Origin of the sequence: Salinarchaeum laminariae (assembly GCF_023204835.1) — an archaeon.
In the GTDB taxonomy this organism is placed as follows: Archaea; Halobacteriota; Halobacteria; order Halobacteriales; family Salinarchaeaceae; genus Salinarchaeum; species Salinarchaeum laminariae.
Genome location: NZ_CP096270.1, coordinates 2,910,870 through 2,935,870, shown reverse-complemented (window position 1 = coordinate 2,935,870; position 25,001 = coordinate 2,910,870). Strand labels below are relative to the sequence as shown.

The window sequence follows — 25,001 nt, the reverse complement described above, 5'->3', positions numbered from 1 at the left end:
GGGCGCTGTATCGGCGCTTTGCCGGGTCGATCGATTCGCGCCGCGTGATGGCGTGGTTGCTCCGTCGTTACTGACGGAGCCGTTTGCGACCGAGCACGCCTAGTGCACCGATCACCGCACAGAGTGCGGCTAGCATGCCGAAGCCGCTGGTGGGATCGCTCGATCCCTCATCATCGTCGTTGTCGTCGTTGCCGTCGAAGCTGTCGCGCTCTTCGACGTGAACCGACTCAGTGGCGTTTCCGACGGCGATTTCGTAGGTGTCGGCGGGTCCGAACTGGTGATCGAATGCGACAGTCGTCTGTTCGCCTGGTTCGATGACGACCGGTTCGGTGGTCGCAACCGCGTCGTCGACGACGAGTTCGGCATCGAACTCGGCGGTCGTGGTACCGTGGTTCACCAGCGTCGCCTCCACTGTCGCCGACTTGTTGGGCGCTGGAGTCGACGGGACCGTGAGATCAGCGACGGTGACGACTGCCAGTTCGGTGCGTACGCCGCCGACGTGAACGGCGTCGTTCGTCGCCGATGCCAGTGGAACGGTCGTTTCGATGACTCCTTCTTCGTCGGCGTCGAGTGTAATTGATTCACTGACTGCATTGTCGTCACCGACCTTGATCGGAATGGTCGCTTCGCCCTGCTCGGTCCCCGTGTTCCGTACCGTGGCCACGAGATCGATCGTTCCGTCCGTGAGGAGTCCGTTCGTCGTGACGTCGCTCAGGAACAGCGCCGATCCAGTTGCTCCGATGCCGAGCGCGTCGTCTCCGTCTACCCTGCCCGAGACGAGGACGTCATCACCGTCGTTCTCGGCGTCGGTTTCGATCGCCGTCCACTCGTCGCCGTCCGCGCTCGTGTACGCGGTGAGATTGCTCGGCGACACGCCAGCCGCGTCCAGGATGTTGGTGCTGATCGCGAATTCGTACGCGATGCTATCGACATCGTGTGAGGTGTTCGCGGCGATCGCCGGCGATTGGGAGAATCGGCCGGGGACGTCGCTTGCTGCCGGTTTGAACTCGATTGTCATCGTCTCCGCATCCTCCGCGGGGGTTACTTCGAGTGATCTGTAGTCGATCGCGTCAGGGGCTATCGAGTCCGCTGTCGAGAGGTTGACGTCGAACGGCTCGCCGGCCTCGATCCCTCCCTCGGCAGTGACGATCAGCGTCCCGTTCACCATCTCGGCGCTCGTCTCGACTGGCTCGCTTGGTGGTGATGGCGGCGCGTATCCGCCGGAAACGCCGGAGTTGTCGGTCTCGTCGTCGGAACCACTGGTGTTGTCACTTTCGTCGTCGGAGTCGTCCGTCTCCTCCTCGACGGTGATGGTGCGGTTGGCTGTGTCGGTGCCTCCCTCGTCGGAGGCCTTCACGCGGAGGTCATACTCGCCCGCGGTGAAGGAGAGGCGGAACGTTGAGCGACCGTCGGTCGTCTTCTTCGATTCGCCCTCGACGATCCATTCGTAGGTTGCACCGGGGCCGACGTCCGATGCGCTGGCGTTCAGTGTCACGATCTTCCCAGGAACGACGGTGTCGGGTGCGTCCAGCCGTGCGACTGGTGGATCCGGGGACTTGACGATTTTGACGGTCGTGGACGTGGTGTCCGTGTGGCCGTCGTCGTTGATGACCGTAAGCTCGACTGTGTAGGTGCCCGGCGTGTCGTAGACGTGGGAGGTTGAGTGAGTGTTGGTTTCGGTTGTGTGTCCGTCGCCGAAGTCCCATTTGTAGGTGACGACGTCGCCGTCTGAAGCGCTCGCGTCGAAGTGGACTTTACTGCCGGCGGTCACTTCCTCGACTTCCTCCAGTGCTGCGGTCGGCTCGGACGGAGTAGCTTCCGTGACCGTGATCGTGGTGTTGGCAGTGTCGGTCCCGTACTCGTCTGTTACGTTCACCTGGACAGGGTAGCTCCCGTTTGCGGTGAACGTGTGATCGTAGGTCGGGCTGTCGGTCGTCGTCACGGACTCTCCGTCGATCAGCCACTCGTAGCTGGCGTCAGGACCGGCGTCTGAGTTGCTTGCGTCAAGCGTCACCGTCTCGCCGACCGTTGCTGACTCGGGTGTGTCCAGCCGTGCGACTGGCGGTTCTGGGGACTCGACGATTTTGACGGTCGTCGACGTGGTGTCCGTGTGGCCGTCGTCGTTGACGACTGTGAGTTCGACGGTGTAGGTGCCTGGCGCGTCGTAGACGTGGGTGTTTGAGTTCGTCTCGGTTTCGGTTGTGTGTCCATCGCCGAAGTCCCATTCGTAGGTGACGATGTCACCGTCCGAAGCGCTCGCGTTGAAGTGCACCGTGCTGCCGACGGTTGTATTCTCGATCTCGTCCAGTGCTGCGGTCGGTTCGGACGGAGTGGCAGGTTCCGTCACCGTGATCGTGGTGTTGGCGGTGTCGGTCCCGTACTCGTCTGACACGTTCACCTGGACAGGGTAGCTCCCGTTTGCGGTGAACGTGTGATCGTAGGTCGGGCTGTCGGTCGTCGTCACGGACTCTCCGTCGATCAGCCACTCGTAGCTGGCGTCAGGATCGGCGTCCGAGTTGCTCGCGTCAAGCGTCACCGTCTCGCCGACCGTTGATGATTCGGGTGCGTCGAGGGTTGCGGTCGGCGGAATCGGATCGACGACGACGGTCGCGGTACTGGTGTTGGCGTTGCCCGAGCTGTCTACCGTTGTGAGTTCGACTGTATAGGTTCCGGGCTCGTCGTAGGCGTGGGTCTCCGTGTCGTTCCCGTTGGCGATCGTCGTGCCGTCGCCGAAGTTCCATTCGTAGGTTTCGATACCGATGTCGTCAGTACTTCCGGAGCCGTCGAAGGTGAGGTCGTCGCCAATGACGCCGGCGTCAGGAGCGTCAAGGCTTGCGTTCGGCGGCGTCTCGTTGAGGACCTCGACGGATCGAGTTGCCGAGTCTGTCTGTCCGTGAATGTCGACGACGGTGACGGTGACGTCGTGTTTGCCAGCCGTCTCGAACGCGTGGTTGATCTCGGATTCGTTCGTCGTTTCGTCGACCGTGCCGTTACTAGTGAAGTCCCACTCGTAGCGATCGATCTCGGCGTCCGCGTCAGAGCTGCCGGCATCCAGCGTCACGGTTTCACCGACGGCCGTCGGCGGTGTCGTGTCGTTCACTTCGAAGTCGGCGGTGGGGGCGTCTGCGCAGTACCCGGCCTGGACGGTTACTGACTCCTCCAGGCTCCCGAGCGTTGTCCGTTCGTCGTCGCTCGCTCCCTCTGCGACTTCCCAGTCGTGGACCCAGCCGGTGTACTTGTAGCCATTGTACCGTTCGTCGGCGGCCTCGTTGAACGCCGGATCGATCCGGATGTCGGTGTCGTTGCCGAGGCCGCGATACGCGCCGCCGTCGGTCCGTCCCTGTGCCCATACCCAGTTCATCCTGCTGTACGTTTCTCCGTGTTCGAACGTGTCGTCTAGATTGACGTAATCGTCATCCTCGACGGCCCAGCCGTCACCAGGCTCGATACCGGTGACGTTGAACGTAATCGAGCTCCCGTTGGTCCCGTTCTCCTCGGGGTTGTGGAGCTTCTCGTGAATGAACACGAGGCTCGTCCCTTCGGAGCCGTTGTAGAGCAACATCGTGCTCGTGTTGTCCCGCTGGTACTCTCCAGTTCCGTAGGAGCTGAAGACCCCTTCAGGGTCTGTCTGGTTGGACCGGTAGTCGTAGAACTCCTCGACGGATTGACTCCCGTCGCCGATGGGATCGACGTCGATACACTGGTCGCCCTGTTCGACCGTGTACGAGTCGGGGGCAGCGATCGCTGTCGGTGTCAACGCGAGCAGCGCGACGGCAAGAATCGCGAGCGTGACGACTGTCGCTATCGTCTTCGATTGTCGTTCGCTGTCAGTCATCGGTGATTCTCCGGTACGGGGGTGTTCGTGCGCAGTTCGAGCGATGGTACGAAGTCGGTGTCATGGTAGAGCAGCGTGCGAACGTCCGCGGGATTCGCGGTCCGCTGCAGCTACCGGATGCACAGCAGGATTCCCCCTTTGTTATAGATCGCTAACGCGGGTGGACCAGGTGGCAAGTATTCGTAGCGTTCCGGGACGGGACTGCGACCCATGTGATGGTCGTTCGTGGAGCAGCCGGCGTGCGATTGTATGCTGGCGGGATCCACGAGGGTCGTACGTGCACGTCACAGTAGGGACCGTTTGACCGGCAGCACTGGTGCTTGCGCTGGTTGGGATTCGACCGAACGCGCCGTCCCGTTCGAGCACCAGGCTGGAGACCATGATCGGTCGGCTCACTGAGCGCATTTGTACACTGCTGTGACCTCGTCGGTGGGTGTCGAACTGGACGTCAAGCAGTAGTGGGTCCACACCACCGGATTGAACTTGGCGTTGTACCCACGGAGTCGCTGTTCGTTCACACCAATGAGGCCGATACGCGTGCGACACGCTGCCTGGGTTTCTGCATCACCGTGCAGTCGATGAGGTCGGCGATCGCGGACTGGTCTCCGAGTTCACGATCAACTACGTCGGATTTCAACTACTTCATCGAAACGTTGTATTGAACGGACGATGGGGAGTACTTCCTTCGCGGAGAAGGCGGCGCAAACACGATCTACGCGAGGAAGGTCAACAGCAGGTACGCTGGCGGGATAGTGATCAAACCATTCTCCGAGGACGAAGCCCTCGATTGGTGCGAAGAGAAAGGAATCGATGGCGGCTTGCTCATTGAGGAGTTCGGCCACCTGATTGAGACGTAAGACACGGATTCCACCCTCAGCAGATACGGTATACGCAGTTTCTTATTGGAGCCGTTCGCTGGAGAGTTCTCCTTCCGCCCACTTGAGGAGGTGTTCCACGTCTGGCCGGGTTAACGTGCGGTGACGAACGTCGCCGGTGTCGGTATAAATGAGTGCGATCGTGACCTGTTGGGCATCGTGGTCGTTTTCGAAGAGGGCGCCGGCGTACGCGAGGAGCTGTGGGAGGTAGTGTTCGGTGTAGCTGGCGATCGATTCCCCAGACAGACTGCTGGTCTTGTAGTCTGCGACGAGGTACCCGGTGTCGGTGACGGAGAGGTGGTCGATGTCGCCGACGATCGTGGCGGTGTCGAGGTTGAGGGTGACGGTGAGTTCGTCGTGTCGGGACCGGATGTCGTGGGTGGCTTCGAGGTCTTGGAGTGCGGTGAGGCCGGCGTCGGTGTGGCGTTTGATGGTTTGGATGTCGGTGTCGGTGAGTGCGTCCGGGTCGTCGACGGTGCGGCGGATGATGGGGTCCCAGCCGTCGCGGGGCGGGGTGAGTTCGCAGAGTTTGTGGACGATGGTGCCGAGCGTGTCACTCTCGATGGCGGGGTCGGCGTTGATGTGCCCTGTGTTGGTCTGGTCGGTGTCGGGTTCGCGGAGGATGTCGGGTCGGGTCGGAGTGTCGGTGAGTCGGTCGCGGAACTGGGAGGCAGATAGGCGGAGTTTCTGCAGTGCCCTGGCGGGTTCCGGAAGTTCGATGTCGGAGGGGATGGTGTCGTCGGCGCCTGAAGGGGTCCAGTCGCGTGGTTCGGGGGGTCGGCGGATCGTGTATTGCTCGGTACCGATGTTGACGTTGATGGCGTCGTTGGCGGCGAGTTGGGCGGTGAGGTCGGGGATGTTGAGGAGCGTGGGTTGGGTCCAGTCGTTCCAGGAGCTGGCGTCGTCCCAGTCGCCGGCGGATTCGAGCCCGGTGTCGGTGTCTGGGTCGGTGCTGTGGGTGCCGGTGAGGATGAGGTGGTCGCGGGCGCGTGTGGCGGCGACGTAGAGGAGGCGGCGTTGCTCGGCGCGTTCGCGGCGCTGGTAGTGGTCGCGGATGTGCCGGTACGTGGCGGTTTTGGTGTCGTCGAAGACGGTGTCGCGGCTGGGGGCTTTGAGGGCGAGGACTGGGTCGTCGTTGATGCGTTCGAGGTGGGCTTTGGTGATGCGTGACTGGTGGTTGAAGCGGCGGGTGAGTTCGGGGACGATGGTGATGGGGAATTCGAGGCCTTTGGCGGAGTGGATGGTGCGGAGTTGGACGCCGTCGATGTCGCCGGGGATGGTGGCTTTGCTGGGGTCGTCGGTGCCGTCGCGGGCGCGTTTGATCCGGTTGAGGAGTGCGGTGATGGGCGTGGCGTTGCCTTCTTCCCAGTTGCGGAGTTGTTGGCGGAATTTTTCGACGTTGGCGACGGCTTGCTGGGGGCGGTCGTCGGCGCCGATGCTGATGAGGTAGGCGGTGTCGTCGATGATGCGGGAGAGCAGCGTGCTCCATTGCCCTACGGTCGGGTCGGTGCCGGCGCCGGCGGCGTCGCGCCACGCTTGAAGTTGGTGACGGGCGGATTGGAGGTCGGGCGTCGCGGTTTCGAGGGCGTCCCACAGCGGCGTGTCGGATTGGTAGGCGGCGGCGAGGTCGTTGTCGGTGAATCCGAATAGTGGGGAGCGGAGCACGCCGTACAGCGGGATGTCGGCGTGCGGGTCTTCGAACACGCGGAGCAGGTTGATGAGCGGGCGGACTTCCGGGGTTTCGTAGAACCCGCTGCCTGCAAGGTTCGTGTAGGGAATGTGGTTGGCGTCGAGTTCGCGTTCGAACGCGTCGAGGCGACGCGAGGAGCGGAAGAGGAGCGCGACGTGCTCGGGCTGGGCGGTCACGTAGTCGCCCGCGTCGGGGTCGTACACCTCAGTGTCGCCCGCGAACAGATTCGTGAGGTGGGCGGTGATGGCGGTGGCTTCGCGTTCGGCGCGGGAGAGGTACTCGTCGTCCGTGTACCACGTGTCCTCGAGGCCGAGCGCGGCGTCTGCGTCTTCGTCGTTCGGGACGAGCAGGTACTCGACGGTGCCTTCGACGTTGGTTCCCTCGTCGCGGTTGGCGGTGAGGGGTTGTGGTTGGGCTTCGTAGGGTTCGTGCGCGGGGGTGTTTGTGTCTCGGTTGGCTGGTTGGAGGATCTCCTCGAAGAGTTCGTTGATGATGGTGAGTGTGGTGTCGAGGGTGCGGAAGTTGCCGGTGAGTTCGAGGTCGCCGTCGATGCCGGGCGGGTTGTCGGTGATGAGTGTGGTGCGGGCGTCGCGGAACTGTGTGACGTCGGCGTCGCGGAACCGGTAGATGCTCTGTTTTTCGTCGCCGACGAGGAACACGTTCTGCCCGTCGAACCGGTCGGGGTCGTCGCCGGAGAGGAGTTTGATGAGGTGCCATTGCCGCGGGTCGGTGTCCTGGACTTCGTCGACCATGATGTACGCGAACTGGTCGCGGAGGGTTTGGCGGGCGTCGTCGTGGGTTTCGAGGAATTCGATCGCGCCGCCGATCAGATCGGAGTAGTCCAGCGCGGTGCGGCGTTGTTTCCGGGCCTGGTACTCGGCGCGTGTGACTTGGAAGACGCGGGCGAGGGCGATGGCTTGCCGCGCGGCGTTGCGCTCGACGACAGGGTCGTGATCGAGGTTCCTGTCCTCGGGTTCGATGAGCGCGGTGAGCGTGTCGAGCGCGTCTTGGAGGGCTTGTTGCTCGTCGGTGTGGCTGCTCCAGTTGCCTTTGGTCCCGGCGTAGTAGTGCGACCGGGAGTAACGGTCGCCGTCGCTGGTGGTGACGGCGTTGGCGAGTGTGAGGCAGAATCGCTGCCGGTCTGCCGGGGCGCCGTCCTCGGTGTGGGCGCCGGTGTTGCGGAGGAATCCGGTGAGGTCGTTGAGGAGTGCCTTGCCGTTGTCGTCGTCGGGAACGTCGAGGTCGGTGTCGGCGAGGCGCAGTAACTCCTTGATGGCGGCCTGCGCGTCGTCCGTGTCGAGGAGTTGGTCGGCGTCGGGTTTCGGGATGGAGACGTCGATGAATTCCGCGCAGTGGTCCTGGTAGGCCTCGGGGGTGCTGTCGGCCCACTGGTCGGCCCATTCGACGGTGTCGGGTCGTTCGCTGAACAGGCTCGTAAGGGCGGACTGGAGCGAGGATCGGGAGTAGAGTTGGGTGAGTGTGGCGAGTTCTTCGTGCGTGTCCCAGGACCACTCGCGGTCGGCGTCGAAACTGTTGCGGTCGAGGGGGTTGAGGCGGCCGGCCGGGCGTGGCGGGCCGTTGTCGACGCCGTACTGGTCGAGGACTGCCGTGACGGCCTCGTCCAGCAGGTCGTCGGCGTCGCCTTCGTCAAGGGTTTCGAACTCGGGGTGGACGTCGGCTTCGACGGCGAATTCTGTAAGGATGCGGCTGCAGAACGCGTGAATCGTGTGAATGTACGCGTCCTCGAGATCGTCCTTGGCTTGGCGCCACCGGTCGTACTCCTCACCGGTGGCATCGGCGAGCTCCTCATCGATCACCTCACGGATCTCATCGCGTAGCTCGCTCGTCGCGTCGGTGGTGAAGGTGAGTGTCGGGATGTTCTGCGGGCCGACGGTCGGGTCGGATTCGAGGATTGCGCGGTAGCGTTCTTTGAGTGTCGTGGTTTTCCCGGTGCCGGCGCCGGCCGTGATGGCGATGTTCCGGTCAAGGGCTAGGGCGTCGCGTTGCTCGCCGGTGAGCGAGACGTCATCCGCGTCGTTGGGGTCGTTACTCATCGGCGCTCCCTCCGATGAGGTCTTCGAGGTCGTCGCCGCTGGCACCGGCCGGGACGTACGCGTGGTGTCCGGCGTCGCCGATGTGGTCGATCACGTCGTATCGTCGGTGGTGTCGGACGTCGCAGATGTCGCTGAACTCGCAGTAGGAGCATTGCGCGGTGTCGTCGCCGACGACGGCTGGGTGGAATGCGCCGTTCTCGATTGCGTTGACTGCGGTGTTGAGTCGGTCGGGGATCACGTCGGTGAGGAACGCGTCGTAGTCGATGTCGTCGAATCGGTCGGCGAGGCTTCGTCGTGGCTTGACTTGCGGGTTGTCGTTGATGATGTAGTACCGTGCGGCGACGTCGGTCGGGTCGAGGTCGTCGTCGGTGAGTGCGCGGGCACCGAGTGAGTAGATGGGGAGTTGGAAGTCGACGCCATCGCGCGCCTGGTTCTCGCGGCGCCGTGCGCCGTGTACGCTGGAGGCTTTGTAGTCGAACACGGTGAGGCCGTCCGGTGTGGCGTCGACGCGGTCGATGCGCCCGGCAGCTGGGAGTGTGCGGCCGTCCGGGAGGTCGACGCCGTCTCCGTCGCCGATGTCTGCTTCGAAGTACAGGGGTCGGTGGCCGTCGCCGGCGAGGTCGTACTCTTCGTCGAGGAATGTGGCGAACGTGCCGTCCGGGTCGCCGTACTCGGCGCCGCCCGGCGGGCCGTAGTACTCGTTTTCGGCCGGGGAGGCGAGTCCGGCGAACAGTGCGTGCATGGTTTTCTCGCCGAACACGTCGTGCAGCGCAACGTCCTCGTCGTTGACGGCGGTTCGTGCCGCGGTGAGGAGGCGTCGTTCAAGCTCGTCGCGGTCGTGCTCGGTGAGGTTGATCGGGTCACCTGGTTCGGATTGCAGGTCGCGGTAGAACGCTTCGACGGTGTCGTGAACGATCGATCCCAGGGTCAACGGGTCCATGCCGGGTTCGATGTCGTCCTCTTCGTCGAGGCCCCACCCGGTGCTGAGCAAGTATTTGAACCCGCATTTGGCGTACTTCGTGAGGCGACTGTAACTGTACGGCGCACTCGTCAGCTTGTCTCCCAGCGATTCGAGGGTCTCCGTTTCGAGTTGCCCGTCGTGCTCGGTCAGGTCGGACACGCCGCGATTCGCACCGCACCCGGCGCCGCGCGTTGCCGCTCGAACGTGGCCCTCAGTGACGTGCCCGTTCTCGCGGGCTGTGGCGAGCGATGTCTCGAGGGTGCTGGGGTCGGCGCCGGCCATGGCGCGTTGCAGGTCTTCCCTGGCGCCGCGAGGCTCATCCTGAATCGTCCCGGTTGGTTCGAGGCCGGTGACGCGAGCAAGCTCGTTAACGAACGGTGAGATGAGCAACGGGTCATCATCGATCGTCGCTTCCGGCGTCGTGATGTGGACGCGTTGGGCGTTGGCCAGCAGCGTCCCGAACCGGTACCGGTCGATGTCCCGCTTCGCGTGGCGTTCGAACACGTCGAGTGCCTCCCCGAGTTCCTGGAAGTACCGCGGCCGCGTTTCGGATCCCGAAAGATGCTCGGCAGTCGCGCCCAGCACGTACAGTTCGTCGAAGTCGGCCATCGGGGCGTCTTGGAGCCCGATGATTTCGACGCGCCCATCTGTCACTTGCGTTGGCGACGCGATACGGACGCCTTCGAGCGCGGTGCCGACTTCCGCGAGTGGTTCCTCCGGGTCGAATTCCTCGCACACGGTCTGGACGGAGTCGAGAATCGCGTCGACTCTGGAGTATGCGCGGGCTTCGTACCCGGCGTTGATGTCGCCTGAAGCGTCCAGCGTGTCAACGGCGTCAGAGAGGCCGATGTACTGGAGTAAGTCCAGGACGGCCGGGACGACCGTGTTCGCATCGGCTTGCCTGACGGCCATGATCTGATCGAGGAACTGCTCGATCCCGCTCGTTGACGCGTCCAGTTCCTCGATGTACGCATCGATGCTGGTCGTGTACAGGCGGCGTTGCACGTCGGCGAGTTCGACCGGGTCGGTCCCGGGAATGTCGACGAGCGGATTGCTGACGAGTCCGGCGATCCTGTCGGCTCGCGGGTGCTCACAGCACTCGACTATGTCGAGCACGGCGCGCCCTGCGTACGTGCGTTCCAACAGGATACTGACGTTGTACGCGTGGTCGACGCCGTACGCGTCGAACACGTCCGCGATTCCATCACGGTAGGACAGCAGCCCCGGGGCGAGCACGAGCAGATCGTCCGGGTCGCACTCGTCGTCGGCGAGGCGTGTCCGGAGGCGACGGGCGACGTGCCGAATTTCCCGGTCTGGAGTGGGGGCTTTGTGCCAGGACAGTTCCGATGTCGGGGTGTCCGGCGTGTCGACGGGCTGGTAGAGGCTCGTCGCCACGTCTCGAAGCGGCAGGTCCCCGGCTGGTGGGATGCAGGTTTCGTCGAAGCCGAGGGCTCGAAGCTCGGTGATGCAATCCTCCAGCGCCGTGCTAACCCCGTTGGTCGGGGTTTCGGGCGTGGGCGTTGGGACGAGGACGAGGACTGGGAACTCCTCGGCTACCCGTTCGAGAACGGCAAGTTCGGTCATCGAGGGGTTCTCGAGGTTGGAGATGACGATCGCATCGAGATGCGGGAGTGCGTCTCGAAGGGAGCGATCGGTGTGTGCGACGGTTTCTAGCTTTTCGTTCCGTGTCGTGACCTCGGGGTGCGCGATTCGTTCTCGGAGTTCGACGTACCCGTCGAATGCTTCGGTCAGGACGGTGCGCTGGTGGTCGGTGCAGTCGGTATCCTCAAGCCGTGCTGTGAGTTCTGAAACGTCATGAACGCCGTCTGCTTCGAGCTCGCGGAATAGTTCCGAGATCGACGGCGTGTACTGCTGGGCGTCGGTGAGAGCGCCGGTGTCGTTGAGTCGACGGAGTGCCTGTTCGATCGTGCGTCGTCGTTCGAGCGTTTCGAGGCCAGGGTACGGTCCGTGGAGTTGCTCGTGGATGTCGACGGCGAAGTCGGCGATTCCGGTGACGGTGAGGCGAAGGGCGTCGTGCTCGCCGCGCCACGCGTCGGCGATCGCGTCGCGTTGATGCGCGTTCGACTCGAGAAAGTACGCGCTTTCTGGTGTTTTCGAAGTGTTCGTGTCGAGCCAGTCGAAGGCGTGGTTTCGCAGCGTGGTGAAAGACGGACTATAGCAAATGGATCCCTCGACCATCGGGTGGACATGAAGTCTCCGGGGAGGTACTTGGAGATTGTGGCGGGAGCAACCGTGGGGCGAGGGAGGTCTTCTATTCTTGGGATCCACCGTCAATGGATCTCTCTGATCGATTGCGGGTGCGGAGATTCTCCTGATATTGGTCAGTAATCGGACAGACTCGTCTTCGATTGGATCTGTTCATAATGTATGAGGAATAGCAAAAAGGCGATACGGCCATGAAACTCGATATATTTCAGATGTCGAGATTAAATATATTGAATTGTCGCTAAAACCACGAAACCACCCACAAGTATATAACCAACCCTAGGTTACCGTGTGTTGCCGTGGACGTGACAGTGAAATAGAGTGTCGGTGTGAATCAATCTGGATTGCACCGACACGCGAGTCCCAACGCCGCCCAAATCGGCTTGGTGAGGCTCTGTTCCGTCCTTTCAACGAAAAGTGAAAACAATGCAAAAAGTACCAAAATCACGAAAGAATAGCGCGGAACAATTGCAACACACTGCTGACCACTGGTATGCCGAGGAGTCGCTCCCTGCGGACACCACGTGGCCTGACGTTGAGGAGTATCTCGACCGCGTGCACGATTCGCTCAACGACAGGATCGAATCCTACGCAGAGGAGACCGCACTTACAGACCTCGAAGCAGTAACGTGGGTCCTCCAGAACACCGCTGTCGATCACACATGGCTGACCGATGACGCCATCGCTTTCACCCTCGCCGTGAACGCAAGTCCATTCGGCACCCACCAGCCAGACGCGGACTCCCGCGTGGCTTCCTCACCAACTCCAAATGAGATTCGAGAAGTGTACGAGCGTGCAGAACGCAAGCACGACGAGGCTGAAGAATTCCTGGGACTCGAGTCGTTCCCCGAGCGCGAACAGAGTCTGGATAATCCACTGGTCGTCTGGCTCGACAGTGCTACAATCCGTCGACTCCAGGATGCCGGAGAGGAACCGGACGGGTCGCTAAACGATGTCGTGAACCGCCTGCTCGACGAGTCCGAAACGCACCGATCCCTCGAGGAGTTCCTTCGAGCGTATCTCGAGGAACGAGGCGAAGACAACGTCCACAAAGTCACGATCCAAACGACGACGGACAGCAACACCCTCTCCCTCATCGGGCACGCAGACATCCAGCACGACGTGCCGGACGTCGTCAGAAACACTGACGCGATCACGATCGACGACGAGGAATATAGGTTCCTCTTCGACGAGGATCCCGACTGGCCAAGCGATCAGGGCCGAACCGTTCTCTACTGCACGCTCGGTGAGGACGACGACTTGGTCGACCTTGGAGACGGCCTCGAAACCGCGCGGAACGAAGTCGAATCCTAAGCAGCCTGTCGGATTCCGTCTCTCAAGCTAATCGGTTCGCAGCAACGGCCCTAGGTGTCGGTTCCTGTGCATAGGGCCACTTGCCTCAAATCCGGGAATCATACGATAGCTGAACGAACCAACACTCCTCACTCGACTTGACGGATATCGTCTTGGACTTTGTCCATCTTGCACTGGACGCAGAGGTCGTCAGCGAAGCAGGAAATGTTGTCGTACGGGCAGTCGTACTCTTCGACGTCAACGCCTTGCCGTAGCTTCTCCTGTTTCCAGATGGACTCCCACGTGTCGATGTCATGGTCGACCGAAGAGAACACGACATCGCCGTCACGGTCAACGATCTTCGTTTCCACGTGGGTGTACTGATTCTCCTTCACAATCTCGATCGCTTCCACAAACGACGAGCAGCGCTCGAGACGCTTCCCAGTCTCATCGTCCAGAATACGGACCGTGATACTACCGTCGTAGGATTCAGTCGGCTCCCCACCCTTGCCCATGGAGGGTTACACAGTGATGCCAGCCAAAAGCCTGGTGTCCACTTCGGTTGACTGCTGCTCCTGCCTGATGAGACGCCACGGCAAACTCGGGTATCGAGCACGGCCGTATCACGGCGTCGCCTCAGAGACTCGCTTTCCATTGGAAACTCCTCCACCACGATTAATGCGTGCTGCTCCACAGGTACAGGCATGGCTCAATCCTGGGTGACCACCGCCAGTACGAACGTGGAGGCGATGGTCAACAGTCTCACCGCTGCGTGTGACCAAGGGTTCGTTCCCGAGGAAATTCACGTGCTCTCCCTTCCGAGCGTTGAGGCTGAAGTCGACGAGGCAATGGAGTACGCCGACCGAGTCGTCCAGGCGTACGGCGGGCCGGAACCGGAGATTCACCGGACGAGTGTTGACGTTGAAACTGAGTTCGGGCAGATCCGTGACCACGTGCAGTCCGCGATTGAAGCCGCTGACAGTGAGGGGAATGAGGTTGCTGTCGACATCACGCCGGGCCGGAAATTCATGTCGGCGATCGCGTTCGCGACCGGGATGCGGTACGGCGCCGATCACGTGTACTACTTATACATCTCTTCGACGGACTACTTCGGGCAGTTCTACCCTGAGATTCCACGGACAGGGCTGCACCTGTACGATTTCACGGAGGGGTACTGATGGAGCTCCCACGCCCGCAACTCACGGTTCTGTTGAACGCGTTGTACGACAGCGGCGACGCCCGCTTCATTGTCCGTCATCCGAGCGACGAAGTCGGCGACCTCCTCCGGGTTGATCTCGATGAGCCTGATGCGTCGACGGTCCGGTTCTCCATGGATCGTGATGCGTACGTGAACGCGTGTCGGGCTGTGGAACGCGAGTACGGGTCTGGCGTCGTGGACGAACTGCCGGATCCGCGGTCGTACTGTAGCGGCCTGCTTGCTGGTGGGTTGCTTCCTCCGGCGAATGCAAACGATATCGAGGCGTTCCTTGAGCAGAATGGGACACCGGACTTGACGGCCGGGCACCCACCTGTAGTTGCCGGGTTTGACACGAACTTGCTGCCGTGGCGGATCGCAGACGTGCTCGGCCTCGAGCCAGGCCCGGAAGCGACGGTCAACGGGTTCGCGTTAGCGACCGGTGTTCGGGACGAACTCAAGTGGGATCACAAGCGCTCAGACACCGGCCGGATCGAGTCCGCGTTTGGCAGCGAGTTCAGCGCGCTGTGGAACCAACCAGCCGGGTCACGCCGTGAAGGCCGCCTCGGGGAGAACTACTATCGATTAATCCGTGATCACCGGTACGCCGACGAGGTCGTCACAGAGCGTGGTGACGAGGAGATCGTTCAAGGGTATGATGCGTACCAGGATGACAACCGGAAGGACGTTCTGCTGTTCAGCAACGATCGGGATTTCATCGAGCGCGCCCGGTCCCACCGCGTGCTTGCCCAACGCGTCGAGATCCCACAATCGATCCCGCGGAAGACCGAGGCCTCCTGGGAAGCGATCCAGAACACGCTGTACGTGCTCACGGTGCTGTTCGGCGTGTTGGAACTGCCGAAAGTGACGCTCTACGGCGTCTGGCAAGGGAAGGGAGGCAGGGCCTGGCAGCACGAACAGCTCAGGGTGGATTGTCGGAGTCCGAAGATCGAGTCGCTGATCGAGCGGGATCTCTCGATCATTTCCCCGTTGGCGTGAAACCGCGGCGAATGGAGACCGGCCGACCGGTCCGTTCGCCAGTTGATCCCGTTGCGGTGGGCTGGCAGCTGCTCTGAACCTTCACGGTACCGTCTGAGGTATTCGTTCGTCTCTGTAACCAGAATGGCGTGTGCTGCACGCGGGTAATCATCCCTCGTATTGACAACGAAGCTGTCGGGTACGGCGATGGAAGCTCCTCACGCATCGGCTCGCTGGTATGGTCCCTGCTCGATTGCGCGGTCGTGCACCTCCACCTCGAACGTGCTGTCGCTGAGCGTCGGGTCGTGGTCCTTCACCACGGCGATGATCCGCTCGATTGCCTGGGTGACCGCGATGGCCTCCACCGCAGGGATACCGAGTTCGTCCGCGACGCCGCGACGCGTCGTCTCATCCTGCAGGTACGCGAGCGTGGCCATGACCGCTGGTGCGAGCGCGGCCTTCCCATGGCGGTCAACGAACAGTTCGAGATCCTCGTCCACGCTCGTCGCGCCATACACCGCGATGATGCCAGGGCCAAGTTCGAGGGTTGTTTCGTCCGTCCAGTCACCGCTCACGGGGTCGGCACGCCAGAGTGACGCGCCGTCATCGTACTCGTCCAGTTTCTCGGCGATACCCAGTTCGGCGAGCGTGTTCGCGTACTTGTAGCCAGTGCTCTTGGAGAATCCCTGGCGTTCACGTGCGGCCGTGACCGTCGTCGGGGAGTTGATCAAGAGATCGGTGTAGAAGCGCGCGAGGTCAGGCGTGCCCAGCAGCTCCTGCACGACGAAAAACCGATGGGCGGTGTGTCCTGCGCCCGAAGGCTGGACGGAGGGTGATGCGTTCGCCATAGTCCATAGTACGCGAACTATGAACTAATGGTTGTGGATGCCAATTCGATTAGTCACCGAAGAGGAGTAAGCGGTGTAATTCCCAGATCCCTCCCCATTACAACACGAGTCTTGTTCGGGGAAAGCCCCGTTCGGACCGCGGCTCACCGCGCTGGCAGGAACGGTGCTCCGGGCCACGAACGCCCACCGTGAGACGACCCAAGCAACGTCACCCCTCCGCGCAGATAATAATTCGCAACTCCCCAACGCCAGTCAGACGACACCGAAGAGCCCGAACGCACCGACCGCAATCATTGCGAGCCCCAGCAGCAGGATCAACGCTTGGCGTGGCCCGATCGCATCGCGGAACTCACCGATCATTGATCAATGAACGTGACGCGATCACTTCAGCGTACCGCGCGATGATCATGTGGCATATAGCGCACTCCTGTTGCAATATCCCACATGGTACTGCACGCGAGTAACCACGGCAGAGGAAGGATCCTCGATTACCTGCCGTAGTATGCCTTCTCAACCGAATCTTCAACGTTCAGATTACATCAGTCGAATCCACCTATTGTTCGGAGAGCTCCGCGGCGTCGAGCTCACCGGCCAAGTACTGCTCTCCCTCCCGGGTGATATCGTAGACGCCGTTGCCAAGATGGACCAGTAATCGATACTCCACGAGAGTCTTGCATCGCTGATTGATGTGCTGACGCGAGAATCGAACTCGCCCACTCTCTGCCATCGCCTTCGGCGAATCTGGGCCTTCCTCGCTCAAGTGCTCCAGAATCCGATCATCGGCCCGGGACATCCAGTCCGCGTCCAATCGCATGGACAACCGTGCCTGCTCCAATGCTATCGCCACAGCGCTACGATAACTAACTCGTCTTATCGATGCTTTAGACGACTCCAAACCTTTACAGCGGTAGAAGACGAACGACTGAGGTGTTCTCATGATGGGGGGACGGGACCGGATGAGATGACCGTGCATGTTGAACAGTTCGTCGAGACCTTAGAAGAAAGCGGGATTAACCCGGACGAGTACCGACTGCACGACAGCGTGGATTTCGAGGCGCTGGAACGACTTATCGCCTCAACCGACGATCCGATCAAGATCAGATTAACAGTGGAAGGCGTCCGCCTCCTGATTGAGAAAAATGGAGAATCTGGTCCGATATCGGTCTCTCGAATCGACGGGCACAACTGAACAAATCCACCGCAATGAACGAGCGACCTCTTCCAAATCCGCGTAGGACAAGTTAGACGACCGCAGCCGGACTGGAGCCTGAGAAGTTGTCCCGAAACGAATCGCGCGTCACGACACCTAATACGGCGAGGGTAGAAGAAGGGGTAAGATGGCTGGGAACAACGACAAAATCCAGTTCCGAGGGGAGGCAGAAAAGGAAGCCTCACAAGTCGTTGATCAGCTTCGACTCGGAGGAATCAATATCAGCGAACTCGCTCGACAAGGCCTCCAGAAGAAACTCCGTGAAACACTGTCGGACGAAGAGAAGATCCAAATCCACCAACAGTACAAGAACGAGGAGATAACACCGGAGGTCGCAGAAGTGCTGATCGGAGACGGGTTAGAAGAGATTCAGCGAGAGAAAGCGGCGTTTCAGGAAGCGATGGAGTTGGACACAAGCGAGATGCTCCAAGAATAGTAGTGGAGGAGGGACGAGAACCGGCACCGGATTTTTGTCGACACAGATGCAGTAGTCGCAATATCGATCACTGGACTCAAAGAGTGGATCGTGGCTCCCTCCAACTCACGACGATAACATCGGTCTTGTTTAGCAGTAGATAGTAGCACGGTTTCTTTATCAGCCATCGGTACTCTAGTCGAAATTCGTAATCATGCCCAGTCGTGGTCCTTGATGCCCTCATAATGTTTCAGGCGACTGTCGATTACCCAAGACTCCCAGCCACATTCGTGGTAGAGGATATCGGCGAGTATGTCGAAGTTGCTCTTGTTGAGTTCGATACCGCGGTTTCCGCGGTAGGTTATGTAGGGTTCGCTGCGAAGGTCGGCGTAGACATCACGTGCGGTCGGGTAGTCTCCGTCGATTGCTGAGAGGTTGAGGAGAATTTCCTCCGTGATCGGTGTGCCCCACTTGTGTTTCGCTATCATCGTCGCCAAGAGGGCGCATTTAACCGACGGCTTCTTCATATCAAGGGGTGAAGTCACTTTCATATAAAAGCTGTTAATGGCGGTTAACGCTAGTGGAAGCACTTATGCACACGCGGCGGTGTTTCTCCGTATGAACAGTATGGAGCACGCGGATGACCGCGGGGCGAAGAAGGACCTCCGGAAGGAGCACCCCAGCGGGTGGCTCTACCTCACGCAGCACGACGCGATCCCGATACTCGTCGACGCGTTGCTCGATCTTCCGCCGAACCGCGAGTTCAACAAAACCGAACTTGCAGAGCACGCTGGCGTCACGCGCCAAACCGTCGGCAACTACACTGACCTCCTGCTTGAGGTCGAACTCATCGAGGAGGTTCCGGACACCTCTCCGCGTCGGTACCGGGTCGCGGACAGCAACGTCGTCCGCGAACTCTTCGAACTGAACAGCGCGCTCAACAACGTCGGCGAGTAGCAGCAGCCGAGGAACTGGTAGAGTCGAGAGGAGGGGAATATCTATATTTTGGTATATTGGGCGGGAATGATGTTGGTGCAACGCGCTACGTGTACTTCGGTACCCGTCGATCCACCCTGCTACGAAGTTGCGAATTTCGACTAGAGTACCGAGGACTGTTATTCAAAACAGTCGTTGTGCCTTATCTCGTCACTATCACGGATCGGTGTGTGGTGCTACCGGTAGGACCATCACCGTTGATGTCATAGGACACGGTATGTCTCAGCCCGATCCCGACGGTGGCGGCCCACCTGACGGTCGCATCGCTGAGCGACCTCGCAAACAGGACGAGTTCGCAACTGACCTGAATTCCCGCGGGTACACGGATGTTCTTGTCCTGCGCCGAGAGAACGGGCGCGACATCCTCACCGACAGTCGCCTCGCCATCACGCAGCATCTTGATCAGCACGGTGAGAAAGTCGAATCGGTTAGCGACCTCGCTCGCCGACTCGACCGGGACAAAGGCGCAGTCAGCAAGGATCTGCGCCGACTCGCCGAGCTCGACATTATCGCGTACGAAGGGGAGGGAGACGGTGAGGCGAAACGACCCATCCTGAATCACGACCACATCGTCATCGAGCCCGTCATCTACTAACTGTGTGAAGTGGTCTCAATAAGTTAGGGTAGGGACTGTTCGAAGCCACGCCTGGGGAGACAGCGCTCCCTGCGTTCACTCCTCATGACCCTACGGCGCGTTCACGAGACGTACCGGTTGGTGACGCGTTGGACGTTCAAGCGCGCGCAAACTGCGCCGATCATTGCGGTGAGCGAGCGGGCGTTCGGCACGGATTACCGGGAACCGATCTTCAACCAGTGGGACGGCAGACCGGGTCTCCCCGAGTAACACACTGAGAAGTATTATTCCGTCGGGAAAGGGCATATTTCCTTTGGGTGCGTTGGGCGGGTATGGACGAGCCTCGCGCGGAACTCAAAGCTGACCTCAATGAGCGGTCGAACGCCCCGGACTTCGATGAATTAGCGCCAGCCGAAGATATCGTTCACGGCGATCGGACACGCGATGACTTCTTCGACGCAGTGCTTGGTCTTGACAGTCCAGCAACGGCAACCGAAGTCGCGGACCGTGCCGGGCACGGCGTCGATGCTGCTCGGGAATACCTGGAGTGGTTCGACCAATTGGGAATCGTGACACAGGTAACCGAGTCGCCGGCCTCCTATGAGCGGAACCAAGAGTACCTTGACTGGCGGCGGGTTCAGAATCTCCGCGAAGAGTATGACAGTGAAGAACTCCTCGATATGCTCAGTGAAGCATCTGACCGAGAAACGGACCTTGCGAGTGAGTTCACTGTGTCCTCACCAGATCGCGTTTCGGTCGCTCAGCACGCTGAGAAGACAGACCAGTCGATTGACGAAGTCTGGGAACGCCTGTCTGCTTGGCGGACCGCCGCCCGGCGCGTGACACTTCTCGAACGAGCGCTCATCCCGTAGAACTGCAGTCGGGCTTGACGACGAGCGTGACTCTGTCACGGTACTCCTCCTGTTGGTCGGTGCCGTAGACGACGGTGCAGTCTCTTGCGAGGACGCAGACGCTGCTCCCGCCGTCGCCGAGTATCTCGGTGGTGGTCGACATGGCGATGATTCGCCGCGGTATCGGTCATAAACGTGTGTCTGCATGGACTCGAATTGTCACGCGCTCGGGCGCGTAACCGTCTTGGAGCATCAGCACACCCATCTAGTGGCTGTCGATCCGCTGTGCGAGGCCATCACTGGAGTCACTGCTCGAACTACCAGCAACCCTCGCTCTAACTGTCGAGCGCCCCGAGCACGTGCCGTTCCCGACGATGCTTCCTTCTGGTAATCCAACACAACGTGGCGATTCGCGAATAGATTTGACTTGGTATGAGTTTGGAATGTGGGTTCCCTGATGGTGCATTCCAATCGTGTTTCGAATTCCAAGCCGGACTACGGCAAGCCATTCTGCGCGTTCACCAAGTTCCCATCACCGTTCTCGACCGCTGTCCACCACGTCTTTAGTACAGCAATTGTGACAAGTTTCGGAGGTTGGTCAACTCCGATACAGGATTGCTGATGTGCTTCGAGAGTATCCGGTGGGTGAAAATGCCGTTCCGGCTTATCGGTGGGTTCATTCGCCGCCTCGCGGCCGAACCTGAATTCCAGTCCATCCTCCCGGTAGTGGTATTTGTAGTCTCCATTTTCCCACCACTGTATATCGAAATATCCACCACGCTCGTGAATCCCTGGGGTGACAGTGACCCGTGCCGCTCTGACATCTTCTCCGTTCCGCGTTGTGAACGGGTGCCCTTTCCGATACCGGAATCGGACTTCAACGACCCCTCTGCCGAGTTGCTGGCGCATCTGCTCCACGCTCTCATCGATCGCTTCCGAATCGATTGGAGAGCCATTCCCCATCCCCATTACTGGAGCGGGGGGTGATTGCCGCCCGGGGACGTTGTCTGATTCCCCGTCTGTTTGTCTCGCGGTTCAGTTTCGCTGGCTACCGTATCTTTTGCCTCTTTGAAGCGGTATGCTGCTCTGAGGTAGCCGAGTTCCCGTTCTGCTGTCCGCCAGTGAGAGACATCATCGAGCTCATCCTGGTCGAGGTCCTTGTCTGAAACCAGGAGTTCCGCTGGATCGGTTGCGTCGTATTTGGCGTTGTACGCTGCGATTTCCTGTTTTACTCGCTGGATTTGATCGACGAGCGTTTCGCTACCGGCGAGTTGCCTGATCTGTTTGAGGAGATGCCACTCTGGGTCTCGGGCGTACAGTTTTCCAGAATCTGTCTGATGGCTTCTTACAATGCCTTCTTCGGCAAGCTTGTTGAGCGTGGCTCTGGCTTTTGTTTCCGAGACGAGAGCTGCATCTGCGATGTCGCCCGCCGATTTCAAAACTGTCGTTTTGTTGATCACCGTGCGAATTCGCTCGTCCGCAGTGGTCTCGTTTTTCCACTCTGCAGCTGCGAAGTCATCGATGTCCTCGAAGCCATCGTCATCGACAGTGAACGGGGTAATATCGTCCACGGTTACCGTTTCGTCCGGTAGTTCCTCGTCGGTGGGGAACTCGTCGGGGCCGTCAGGAGATGGTGGCTCGCCGGTCATACACTATGCTATGTCCTTAGAACACATATATTTTATTGGCTTGTATATGTGGGGTCGATCGTTGGTCTCGTTGCTCTTGAGACTGAAGTAGCCAATATTTGGCAAAAGTACCTCCCCCTCGGAGAGACTGGCGACTGCTTCAGCGTACTGGCTGCGGTCTGCGCTACTCATCGTCCAGCCCGTGATACTGGTCCATTAGCCGGTTGCCCGCCTCGACAGCAGGCCCGTCCTCGTCGAGAAGGTCCACGATGAGTTGCGGAGTGGATACCGTGGTAACGTCATCGACCGTTTGGGCGTTGTAGAAGACGTGTTCGTCGGTCGATCGCAGTTCGGTGTTGCCGCCGCCGACGAATCCCTCCTCCGCGACCAGGTCCAGCCATTCCTGGATGTCGGCTTCCCGGACGTACAGTGCGGTCGTCGAGGGGAAGAGAAATCCCTGGTGGACCTGTTCGGCCTCGTCGGTCGTGAGGGCGTAGTCGAGTCCGGATTCTCGGATTCGATCGAGCGGTTGCTGCAGCGACACCTGCACAGTATTCGGTTCGATACGCGTCTGCCGCCAGCGCTCGTAGAGCGCCGGCGGATCCACGACGCTCGCGTCCTCCACGATCCCCTCGTCTGCGAGCAGGTCGTCGTGGCGCCGGGAAAACAACGCTCCTCCACCAGTTCATCCACCACCGCATCGAGACCGGTACTGACCCCGAACAGTTCCTGTACCTCCCCTTCGACGCCGATCCCCTCTACCAACTCCAGTCTGACGACCAGCTCTCCCGAGCAGTCCGATACTACGAGAACCGAGTGCTTGCCGACACCGACAGCCCGCATTTTCTCCTGCTCGATGACGTCCACAAGATCGAACACCCGGACAAAACCTCGATCGAAGGATGGGGGACCCCGACTGCCGAACTCATCGACGCCGTGCCGAACAGGCACGTTGCCGTGACGGCAAGCGCCGGCATCCAGATCGAACGAGAACTCGACCGGGCAGGCATCGATACGGACGCGTACCGCCTCCAACCGATTCTCCCAGAGAAATTCCGCGACTACAACTTCTCACTCTACCCCGATCTCGAATCAGGTGACACGCGCATAAGCCCGACAACATTACGAAAGGGGTCGAATAGTCTGCCTGCAGTCGTCCGTTGCGAACCGATCGAGGGACTACTCGAGGATCTTCGCAGCAAATACGACCAGATCGAAAATGAGGACCGTCGAATCCAATCACATGTTATCGATTACCTCGCCGCCGGCGGCATCCTGAGCTACGCGATGGGCGGCGCCATCGATTCGGCTACCGACCTCCGTTCCGAGGTTTATGCTCGTCTCAGAGGGGATGTCCGCGACGCGCTCTACCAGGATGTCCCAGGATTCGAATCCATCCAGACGATCAGCGACTTGGAGCGACTCTGCGCTCTCGCCGCCCAGAACGCTGGGCGAACCCCGCTCGAGTACAAACACCTCGTCGACCTGTTCGATGTCGACCGCCGCACCATCGTCGACAGCTACCTGCCCGCCCTCGAAACCCTGTACCTCCTGACCAGCGTCACCGAATACGACAACAGTCGCCCCCGCGCCACACGCCTCTATCTCCGAGACACAGGACTACTGACCGCATTGACCGGCGGCAACGCCGACAGCGTGCTCAGCGACTACGACAGGGAAGCGGACGTCGCGCGAGTGGCGGCATTCGATCACACGATGCGGTTCGCCTACAACCTCAACGCCATCCAGGGACGCGACGAACCACCGACAGTCCAGTACTGGAAGGCGAGCAACGGCGAAGTCGACTACGTCTTCGAAATCGACGACACACCGGTCCCCATCGGGTTGGCGTACCGATCGGGCGACCGGGAAGGCACTCACCGCGCTGCACGAATTCATCGACATGTACGATGCTCCTGTTGGGTTCTTACTCGCTGGGGACACGCTCGGCGGCCAACCCATCGAGCAACTTGATCAAAGAATCATCCAGCTTCCGTACTGGTTTTACTTGCTGCTGTGCTGATCACGTCGAGCACCTCTTCCGGTGAACTGTATCGCACTGCAACTACCCTGAACTGACTTTTCGGAAGTTCCGGAAATCGCCCACCGGCCTTTTTGCCTCCCACCACCCAGGGGATTGCTATGGGCGTTGGAGCCGACGAGGAACTAGCCGGCGACCGCAGTCTCGAGGAACTCGAGGAGCGCCTCGGCAGCGATGACGTCGTCCTCGTCGACGCTCTCAACGACCAGATCGAAGGCATCATCGAGAACGCGCCGGATCTCCGCGTCGATTACGTCGTTGGCGACGCATCGGACGTCTTCGTTTCTTCAGGCGGCCACCTTCACTTCGACGTCGTCCACGAGGGATCGTCGATCCACTGCGTAGTATTCGCGTTCCGACTTGATGGCCTCGAAGCTGACCTCGAGGACGGTCTCCAGATCGCCGTCAGGGGTGACCTCTCCTACCACGAGGACGAGGGTCAGGTTTCCATCCTCGGCGAAGACGTCCTCACCCTTGGTGAGGGACTCTACGAGCGGACCTACCAGCAGAACCGCGAAGCCCTCGCGGAAGATGGGCTCCTCGACGACGATGTTAAACGGGAGCTCCCGGCGTTTCCCGAGCGGATCGGGATCGTGACGAGCGCCGAAAGCGACGCCCGCGAAGACGCCGTCACGAGCATCCACGGTCGGTACCCCGACGTCGACATCGTGGTTCACAACGCCGCGATGCAAGGAACGACCGCGATGGAGTCGATGATGGCAGCGATCAGCGCGCTCGACGACGACGCACGCATCGACGTCATTGTCCTGACTCGCGGCGGCGGTGCCGACAAGCACCTCCGCGTGTTCAACGAGACCCCGCTGTGCCGGGTCGCCGCGAACACGCAGACGCCGATCACGGCGGCCGTCGGGCACGAGAACGACCGGTCGCTCGTCGACGAAGTCGCCGATCGTCGGGTTATGACGCCGACCCACGTCGGCGAAATTGTACCTGAGAAGGCGGAACTGGAGGAGGATCTCCAGACGCAGGCCGAACGCTTCGATGGAGCGTATCGACGGACGGCGACTCTAAGCCTTCGTGAACACGATCAGGCGCTGACGACCGCCTATAGTGATCACGTCACCTCGCGACTCGACACCCACGAAAACGAACTGGAGAACGCCTTCAAAAGCACCAGCAAGGAGCGGCTCCTCGAATTAGAAGCAAATCTCGATCACGCGTACGATACCGTCGAACAACAGGCGGCGTTCGAACAGGAGAAGGCAGCAGTCACTGAGTCCTACGAACAAAAGCAACGGCGCCGACAAGCGATTATCCTTGCCCTCGTCGCGTTAATCGCCATGTTGCTCGCGTACATCGTCCTAACCTAA

At 60.5% G+C, this 25,001-nt stretch carries 21 protein-coding genes; 10 read left to right on the top strand and 11 right to left on the bottom strand.

The genetic code is table 11. The features are described 5' to 3' along the window. Positions 1-67 precede the first annotated feature (67 nt). The 3 genes from MXF70_RS14040 to MXF70_RS14030 all read right to left on the bottom strand — a co-directional run bounded on the left by MXF70_RS14040 (position 68) and on the right by MXF70_RS14030 (position 11,614). Complete coding sequence (locus tag MXF70_RS14040) at positions 68-3,835, bottom strand: PKD domain-containing protein (RefSeq protein WP_248516291.1); 3,768 nt, start codon at positions 3,833-3,835, stop codon at positions 68-70. 899 nt (positions 3,836-4,734) lie between these two features. Continuing rightward, on the bottom strand, positions 4,735-8,454 hold the full coding sequence (locus tag MXF70_RS14035; RefSeq protein WP_248516290.1) for a UvrD-helicase domain-containing protein: 3,720 nt from the start codon (positions 8,452-8,454) through the stop codon (positions 4,735-4,737). After that, complete coding sequence (locus tag MXF70_RS14030; protein ID WP_248516289.1) at positions 8,447-11,614, bottom strand: PD-(D/E)XK nuclease family protein; 3,168 nt, start codon at positions 11,612-11,614, stop codon at positions 8,447-8,449. Before MXF70_RS14030 ends, MXF70_RS14035 begins: the two co-directional genes overlap by 8 nt. A 495-nt stretch (positions 11,615-12,109) precedes the next feature. Here MXF70_RS14030 and MXF70_RS14025 point away from each other — a divergent pair, with 495 nt between their 5' ends. Beyond that, the gene (locus MXF70_RS14025) at positions 12,110-12,955 is read left to right on the top strand and encodes a hypothetical protein (RefSeq protein WP_248516288.1); all 846 of its coding nucleotides are present in this window, start codon (positions 12,110-12,112) and stop codon (positions 12,953-12,955) included. A gap of 128 nt (positions 12,956-13,083) precedes the next feature. Here MXF70_RS14025 and MXF70_RS14020 read toward each other — a convergent pair whose 3' ends face one another. Then, positions 13,084-13,449, bottom strand: a complete 366-nt coding sequence (locus MXF70_RS14020; RefSeq protein ID WP_248516287.1) for a hypothetical protein — start codon at positions 13,447-13,449, stop codon at positions 13,084-13,086. 189 nt (positions 13,450-13,638) lie between these two features. Between MXF70_RS14020 and MXF70_RS14015 the strand changes: the two genes are divergently transcribed. Together MXF70_RS14015 and MXF70_RS14010 are read left to right on the top strand one after the other, a co-directional pair. Continuing rightward, positions 13,639-14,112: a PDDEXK family nuclease gene (locus MXF70_RS14015; RefSeq protein ID WP_248516286.1), complete on the top strand. Its 474-nt coding sequence runs from the start codon at positions 13,639-13,641 to the stop codon at positions 14,110-14,112. Then, positions 14,112-15,128 (top strand): hypothetical protein, encoded by a 1,017-nt coding sequence (locus MXF70_RS14010; RefSeq protein WP_248516285.1) that lies wholly within the window; start codon positions 14,112-14,114, stop codon positions 15,126-15,128. The genes MXF70_RS14015 and MXF70_RS14010 overlap by 1 nt, the downstream gene beginning before the upstream one ends. A 197-nt stretch (positions 15,129-15,325) precedes the next feature. Here MXF70_RS14010 and MXF70_RS14005 read toward each other — a convergent pair whose 3' ends face one another. Both MXF70_RS14005 and MXF70_RS15460 read right to left on the bottom strand, forming a co-directional pair. Then, a complete protein-coding gene (locus MXF70_RS14005; RefSeq protein ID WP_248516284.1) occupies positions 15,326-15,955 on the bottom strand; it encodes a DUF7437 domain-containing protein in 630 nt (209 codons plus the stop codon). Positions 15,956-16,508: 553 nt separating this feature from the next. Beyond that, a complete protein-coding gene (locus tag MXF70_RS15460; RefSeq protein WP_248518409.1) occupies positions 16,509-16,769 on the bottom strand; it encodes a winged helix-turn-helix domain-containing protein in 261 nt (86 codons plus the stop codon). 147 nt (positions 16,770-16,916) lie between these two features. Between MXF70_RS15460 and MXF70_RS13995 the strand changes: the two genes are divergently transcribed. Further along, positions 16,917-17,144, top strand: a complete 228-nt coding sequence (locus MXF70_RS13995; protein ID WP_248516283.1) for a hypothetical protein — start codon at positions 16,917-16,919, stop codon at positions 17,142-17,144. Positions 17,145-17,292: 148 nt separating this feature from the next. Further along, complete coding sequence (locus MXF70_RS13990) at positions 17,293-17,601, top strand: DUF8065 family protein (RefSeq protein ID WP_248516282.1); 309 nt, start codon at positions 17,293-17,295, stop codon at positions 17,599-17,601. Positions 17,602-17,792: 191 nt separating this feature from the next. On the opposite strand, the gene MXF70_RS13985 is transcribed toward MXF70_RS13990, so the two are convergent. Beyond that, positions 17,793-18,107: a hypothetical protein gene (locus tag MXF70_RS13985; RefSeq protein ID WP_248516281.1), complete on the bottom strand. Its 315-nt coding sequence runs from the start codon at positions 18,105-18,107 to the stop codon at positions 17,793-17,795. Between the two features lie 91 nt (positions 18,108-18,198). Between MXF70_RS13985 and MXF70_RS13980 the strand changes: the two genes are divergently transcribed. The 3 genes from MXF70_RS13980 to MXF70_RS13970 all read left to right on the top strand — a co-directional run bounded on the left by MXF70_RS13980 (position 18,199) and on the right by MXF70_RS13970 (position 20,022). Further along, positions 18,199-18,537: a hypothetical protein gene (locus MXF70_RS13980; protein WP_248516280.1), complete on the top strand. Its 339-nt coding sequence runs from the start codon at positions 18,199-18,201 to the stop codon at positions 18,535-18,537. Positions 18,538-18,793: 256 nt separating this feature from the next. Continuing rightward, on the top strand, positions 18,794-19,171 hold the full coding sequence (locus tag MXF70_RS13975; protein WP_248516279.1) for an HVO_A0114 family putative DNA-binding protein: 378 nt from the start codon (positions 18,794-18,796) through the stop codon (positions 19,169-19,171). A gap of 311 nt (positions 19,172-19,482) precedes the next feature. After that, positions 19,483-20,022, top strand: coding sequence for a DUF7342 family protein (locus tag MXF70_RS13970; protein WP_248516278.1), 540 nt, complete (start codon positions 19,483-19,485; stop codon positions 20,020-20,022). Here the strand turns inward: MXF70_RS13970 and MXF70_RS13965 are convergent. The 4 genes from MXF70_RS13965 to MXF70_RS13950 all read right to left on the bottom strand — a co-directional run bounded on the left by MXF70_RS13965 (position 20,012) and on the right by MXF70_RS13950 (position 22,299). Further along, on the bottom strand, positions 20,012-20,164 hold the full coding sequence (locus MXF70_RS13965) for a hypothetical protein (RefSeq protein WP_248516277.1): 153 nt from the start codon (positions 20,162-20,164) through the stop codon (positions 20,012-20,014). The genes MXF70_RS13970 and MXF70_RS13965 overlap by 11 nt on opposite strands. A gap of 332 nt (positions 20,165-20,496) precedes the next feature. Then, a complete protein-coding gene (locus MXF70_RS13960; RefSeq protein WP_248516276.1) occupies positions 20,497-20,970 on the bottom strand; it encodes a toxin-antitoxin system TumE family protein in 474 nt (157 codons plus the stop codon). Next, positions 20,970-21,650, bottom strand: coding sequence for a winged helix-turn-helix domain-containing protein (locus MXF70_RS13955; protein WP_248516275.1), 681 nt, complete (start codon positions 21,648-21,650; stop codon positions 20,970-20,972). The genes MXF70_RS13960 and MXF70_RS13955 overlap by 1 nt, the downstream gene beginning before the upstream one ends. Positions 21,651-21,813: 163 nt before the next feature. Further along, positions 21,814-22,299: a hypothetical protein gene (locus MXF70_RS13950; RefSeq protein WP_248516274.1), complete on the bottom strand. Its 486-nt coding sequence runs from the start codon at positions 22,297-22,299 to the stop codon at positions 21,814-21,816. Between MXF70_RS13950 and MXF70_RS13945 the strand changes: the two genes are divergently transcribed. Further along, entirely contained in the window at positions 22,266-23,603 is a 1,338-nt protein-coding gene (locus MXF70_RS13945) for a DUF8612 domain-containing protein (protein WP_310736361.1), read from the top strand. The two genes, MXF70_RS13950 and MXF70_RS13945, sit on opposite strands and share 34 nt — an antisense overlap. Positions 23,604-23,771: 168 nt before the next feature. Further along, positions 23,772-25,001, top strand: coding sequence for an exodeoxyribonuclease VII large subunit (gene xseA, locus MXF70_RS13940; RefSeq protein WP_248516273.1), 1,230 nt, complete (start codon positions 23,772-23,774; stop codon positions 24,999-25,001).

Bases quoted from the DNA above. Each gene is read 5' to 3' on its own strand.
- MXF70_RS14040 (WP_248516291.1), bottom strand. From the start codon at position 3,835: ATGACTGACAGCGAACGACAATCGAAGACGATAGCGACAGTCGTCACG.
- MXF70_RS14035 (WP_248516290.1), bottom strand. From the start codon at position 8,454: ATGAGTAACGACCCCAACGACGCGGATGACGTCTCGCTCACCGGCGAG.
- MXF70_RS14030 (WP_248516289.1), bottom strand. From the start codon at position 11,614: ATGGTCGAGGGATCCATTTGCTATAGTCCGTCTTTCACCACGCTGCGA.
- MXF70_RS14020 (WP_248516287.1), bottom strand. From the start codon at position 13,449: ATGGGCAAGGGTGGGGAGCCGACTGAATCCTACGACGGTAGTATCACG.
- MXF70_RS14015 (WP_248516286.1), top strand. From the start codon at position 13,639: ATGGCTCAATCCTGGGTGACCACCGCCAGTACGAACGTGGAGGCGATG.
- MXF70_RS14010 (WP_248516285.1), top strand. From the start codon at position 14,112: ATGGAGCTCCCACGCCCGCAACTCACGGTTCTGTTGAACGCGTTGTAC.
- MXF70_RS14005 (WP_248516284.1), bottom strand. From the start codon at position 15,955: ATGGCGAACGCATCACCCTCCGTCCAGCCTTCGGGCGCAGGACACACC.
- MXF70_RS15460 (WP_248518409.1), bottom strand. From the start codon at position 16,769: ATGCGATTGGACGCGGACTGGATGTCCCGGGCCGATGATCGGATTCTG.
- MXF70_RS13995 (WP_248516283.1), top strand. From the start codon at position 16,917: ATGACCGTGCATGTTGAACAGTTCGTCGAGACCTTAGAAGAAAGCGGG.
- MXF70_RS13990 (WP_248516282.1), top strand. From the start codon at position 17,293: ATGGCTGGGAACAACGACAAAATCCAGTTCCGAGGGGAGGCAGAAAAG.
- MXF70_RS13985 (WP_248516281.1), bottom strand. From the start codon at position 18,107: ATGAAGAAGCCGTCGGTTAAATGCGCCCTCTTGGCGACGATGATAGCG.
- MXF70_RS13980 (WP_248516280.1), top strand. From the start codon at position 18,199: ATGAACAGTATGGAGCACGCGGATGACCGCGGGGCGAAGAAGGACCTC.
- MXF70_RS13975 (WP_248516279.1), top strand. From the start codon at position 18,794: ATGTCTCAGCCCGATCCCGACGGTGGCGGCCCACCTGACGGTCGCATC.
- MXF70_RS13970 (WP_248516278.1), top strand. From the start codon at position 19,483: ATGGACGAGCCTCGCGCGGAACTCAAAGCTGACCTCAATGAGCGGTCG.
- MXF70_RS13965 (WP_248516277.1), bottom strand. From the start codon at position 20,164: ATGTCGACCACCACCGAGATACTCGGCGACGGCGGGAGCAGCGTCTGC.
- MXF70_RS13960 (WP_248516276.1), bottom strand. From the start codon at position 20,970: ATGGGGATGGGGAATGGCTCTCCAATCGATTCGGAAGCGATCGATGAG.
- MXF70_RS13955 (WP_248516275.1), bottom strand. From the start codon at position 21,650: ATGACCGGCGAGCCACCATCTCCTGACGGCCCCGACGAGTTCCCCACC.
- xseA (WP_248516273.1), top strand. From the start codon at position 23,772: ATGGGCGTTGGAGCCGACGAGGAACTAGCCGGCGACCGCAGTCTCGAG.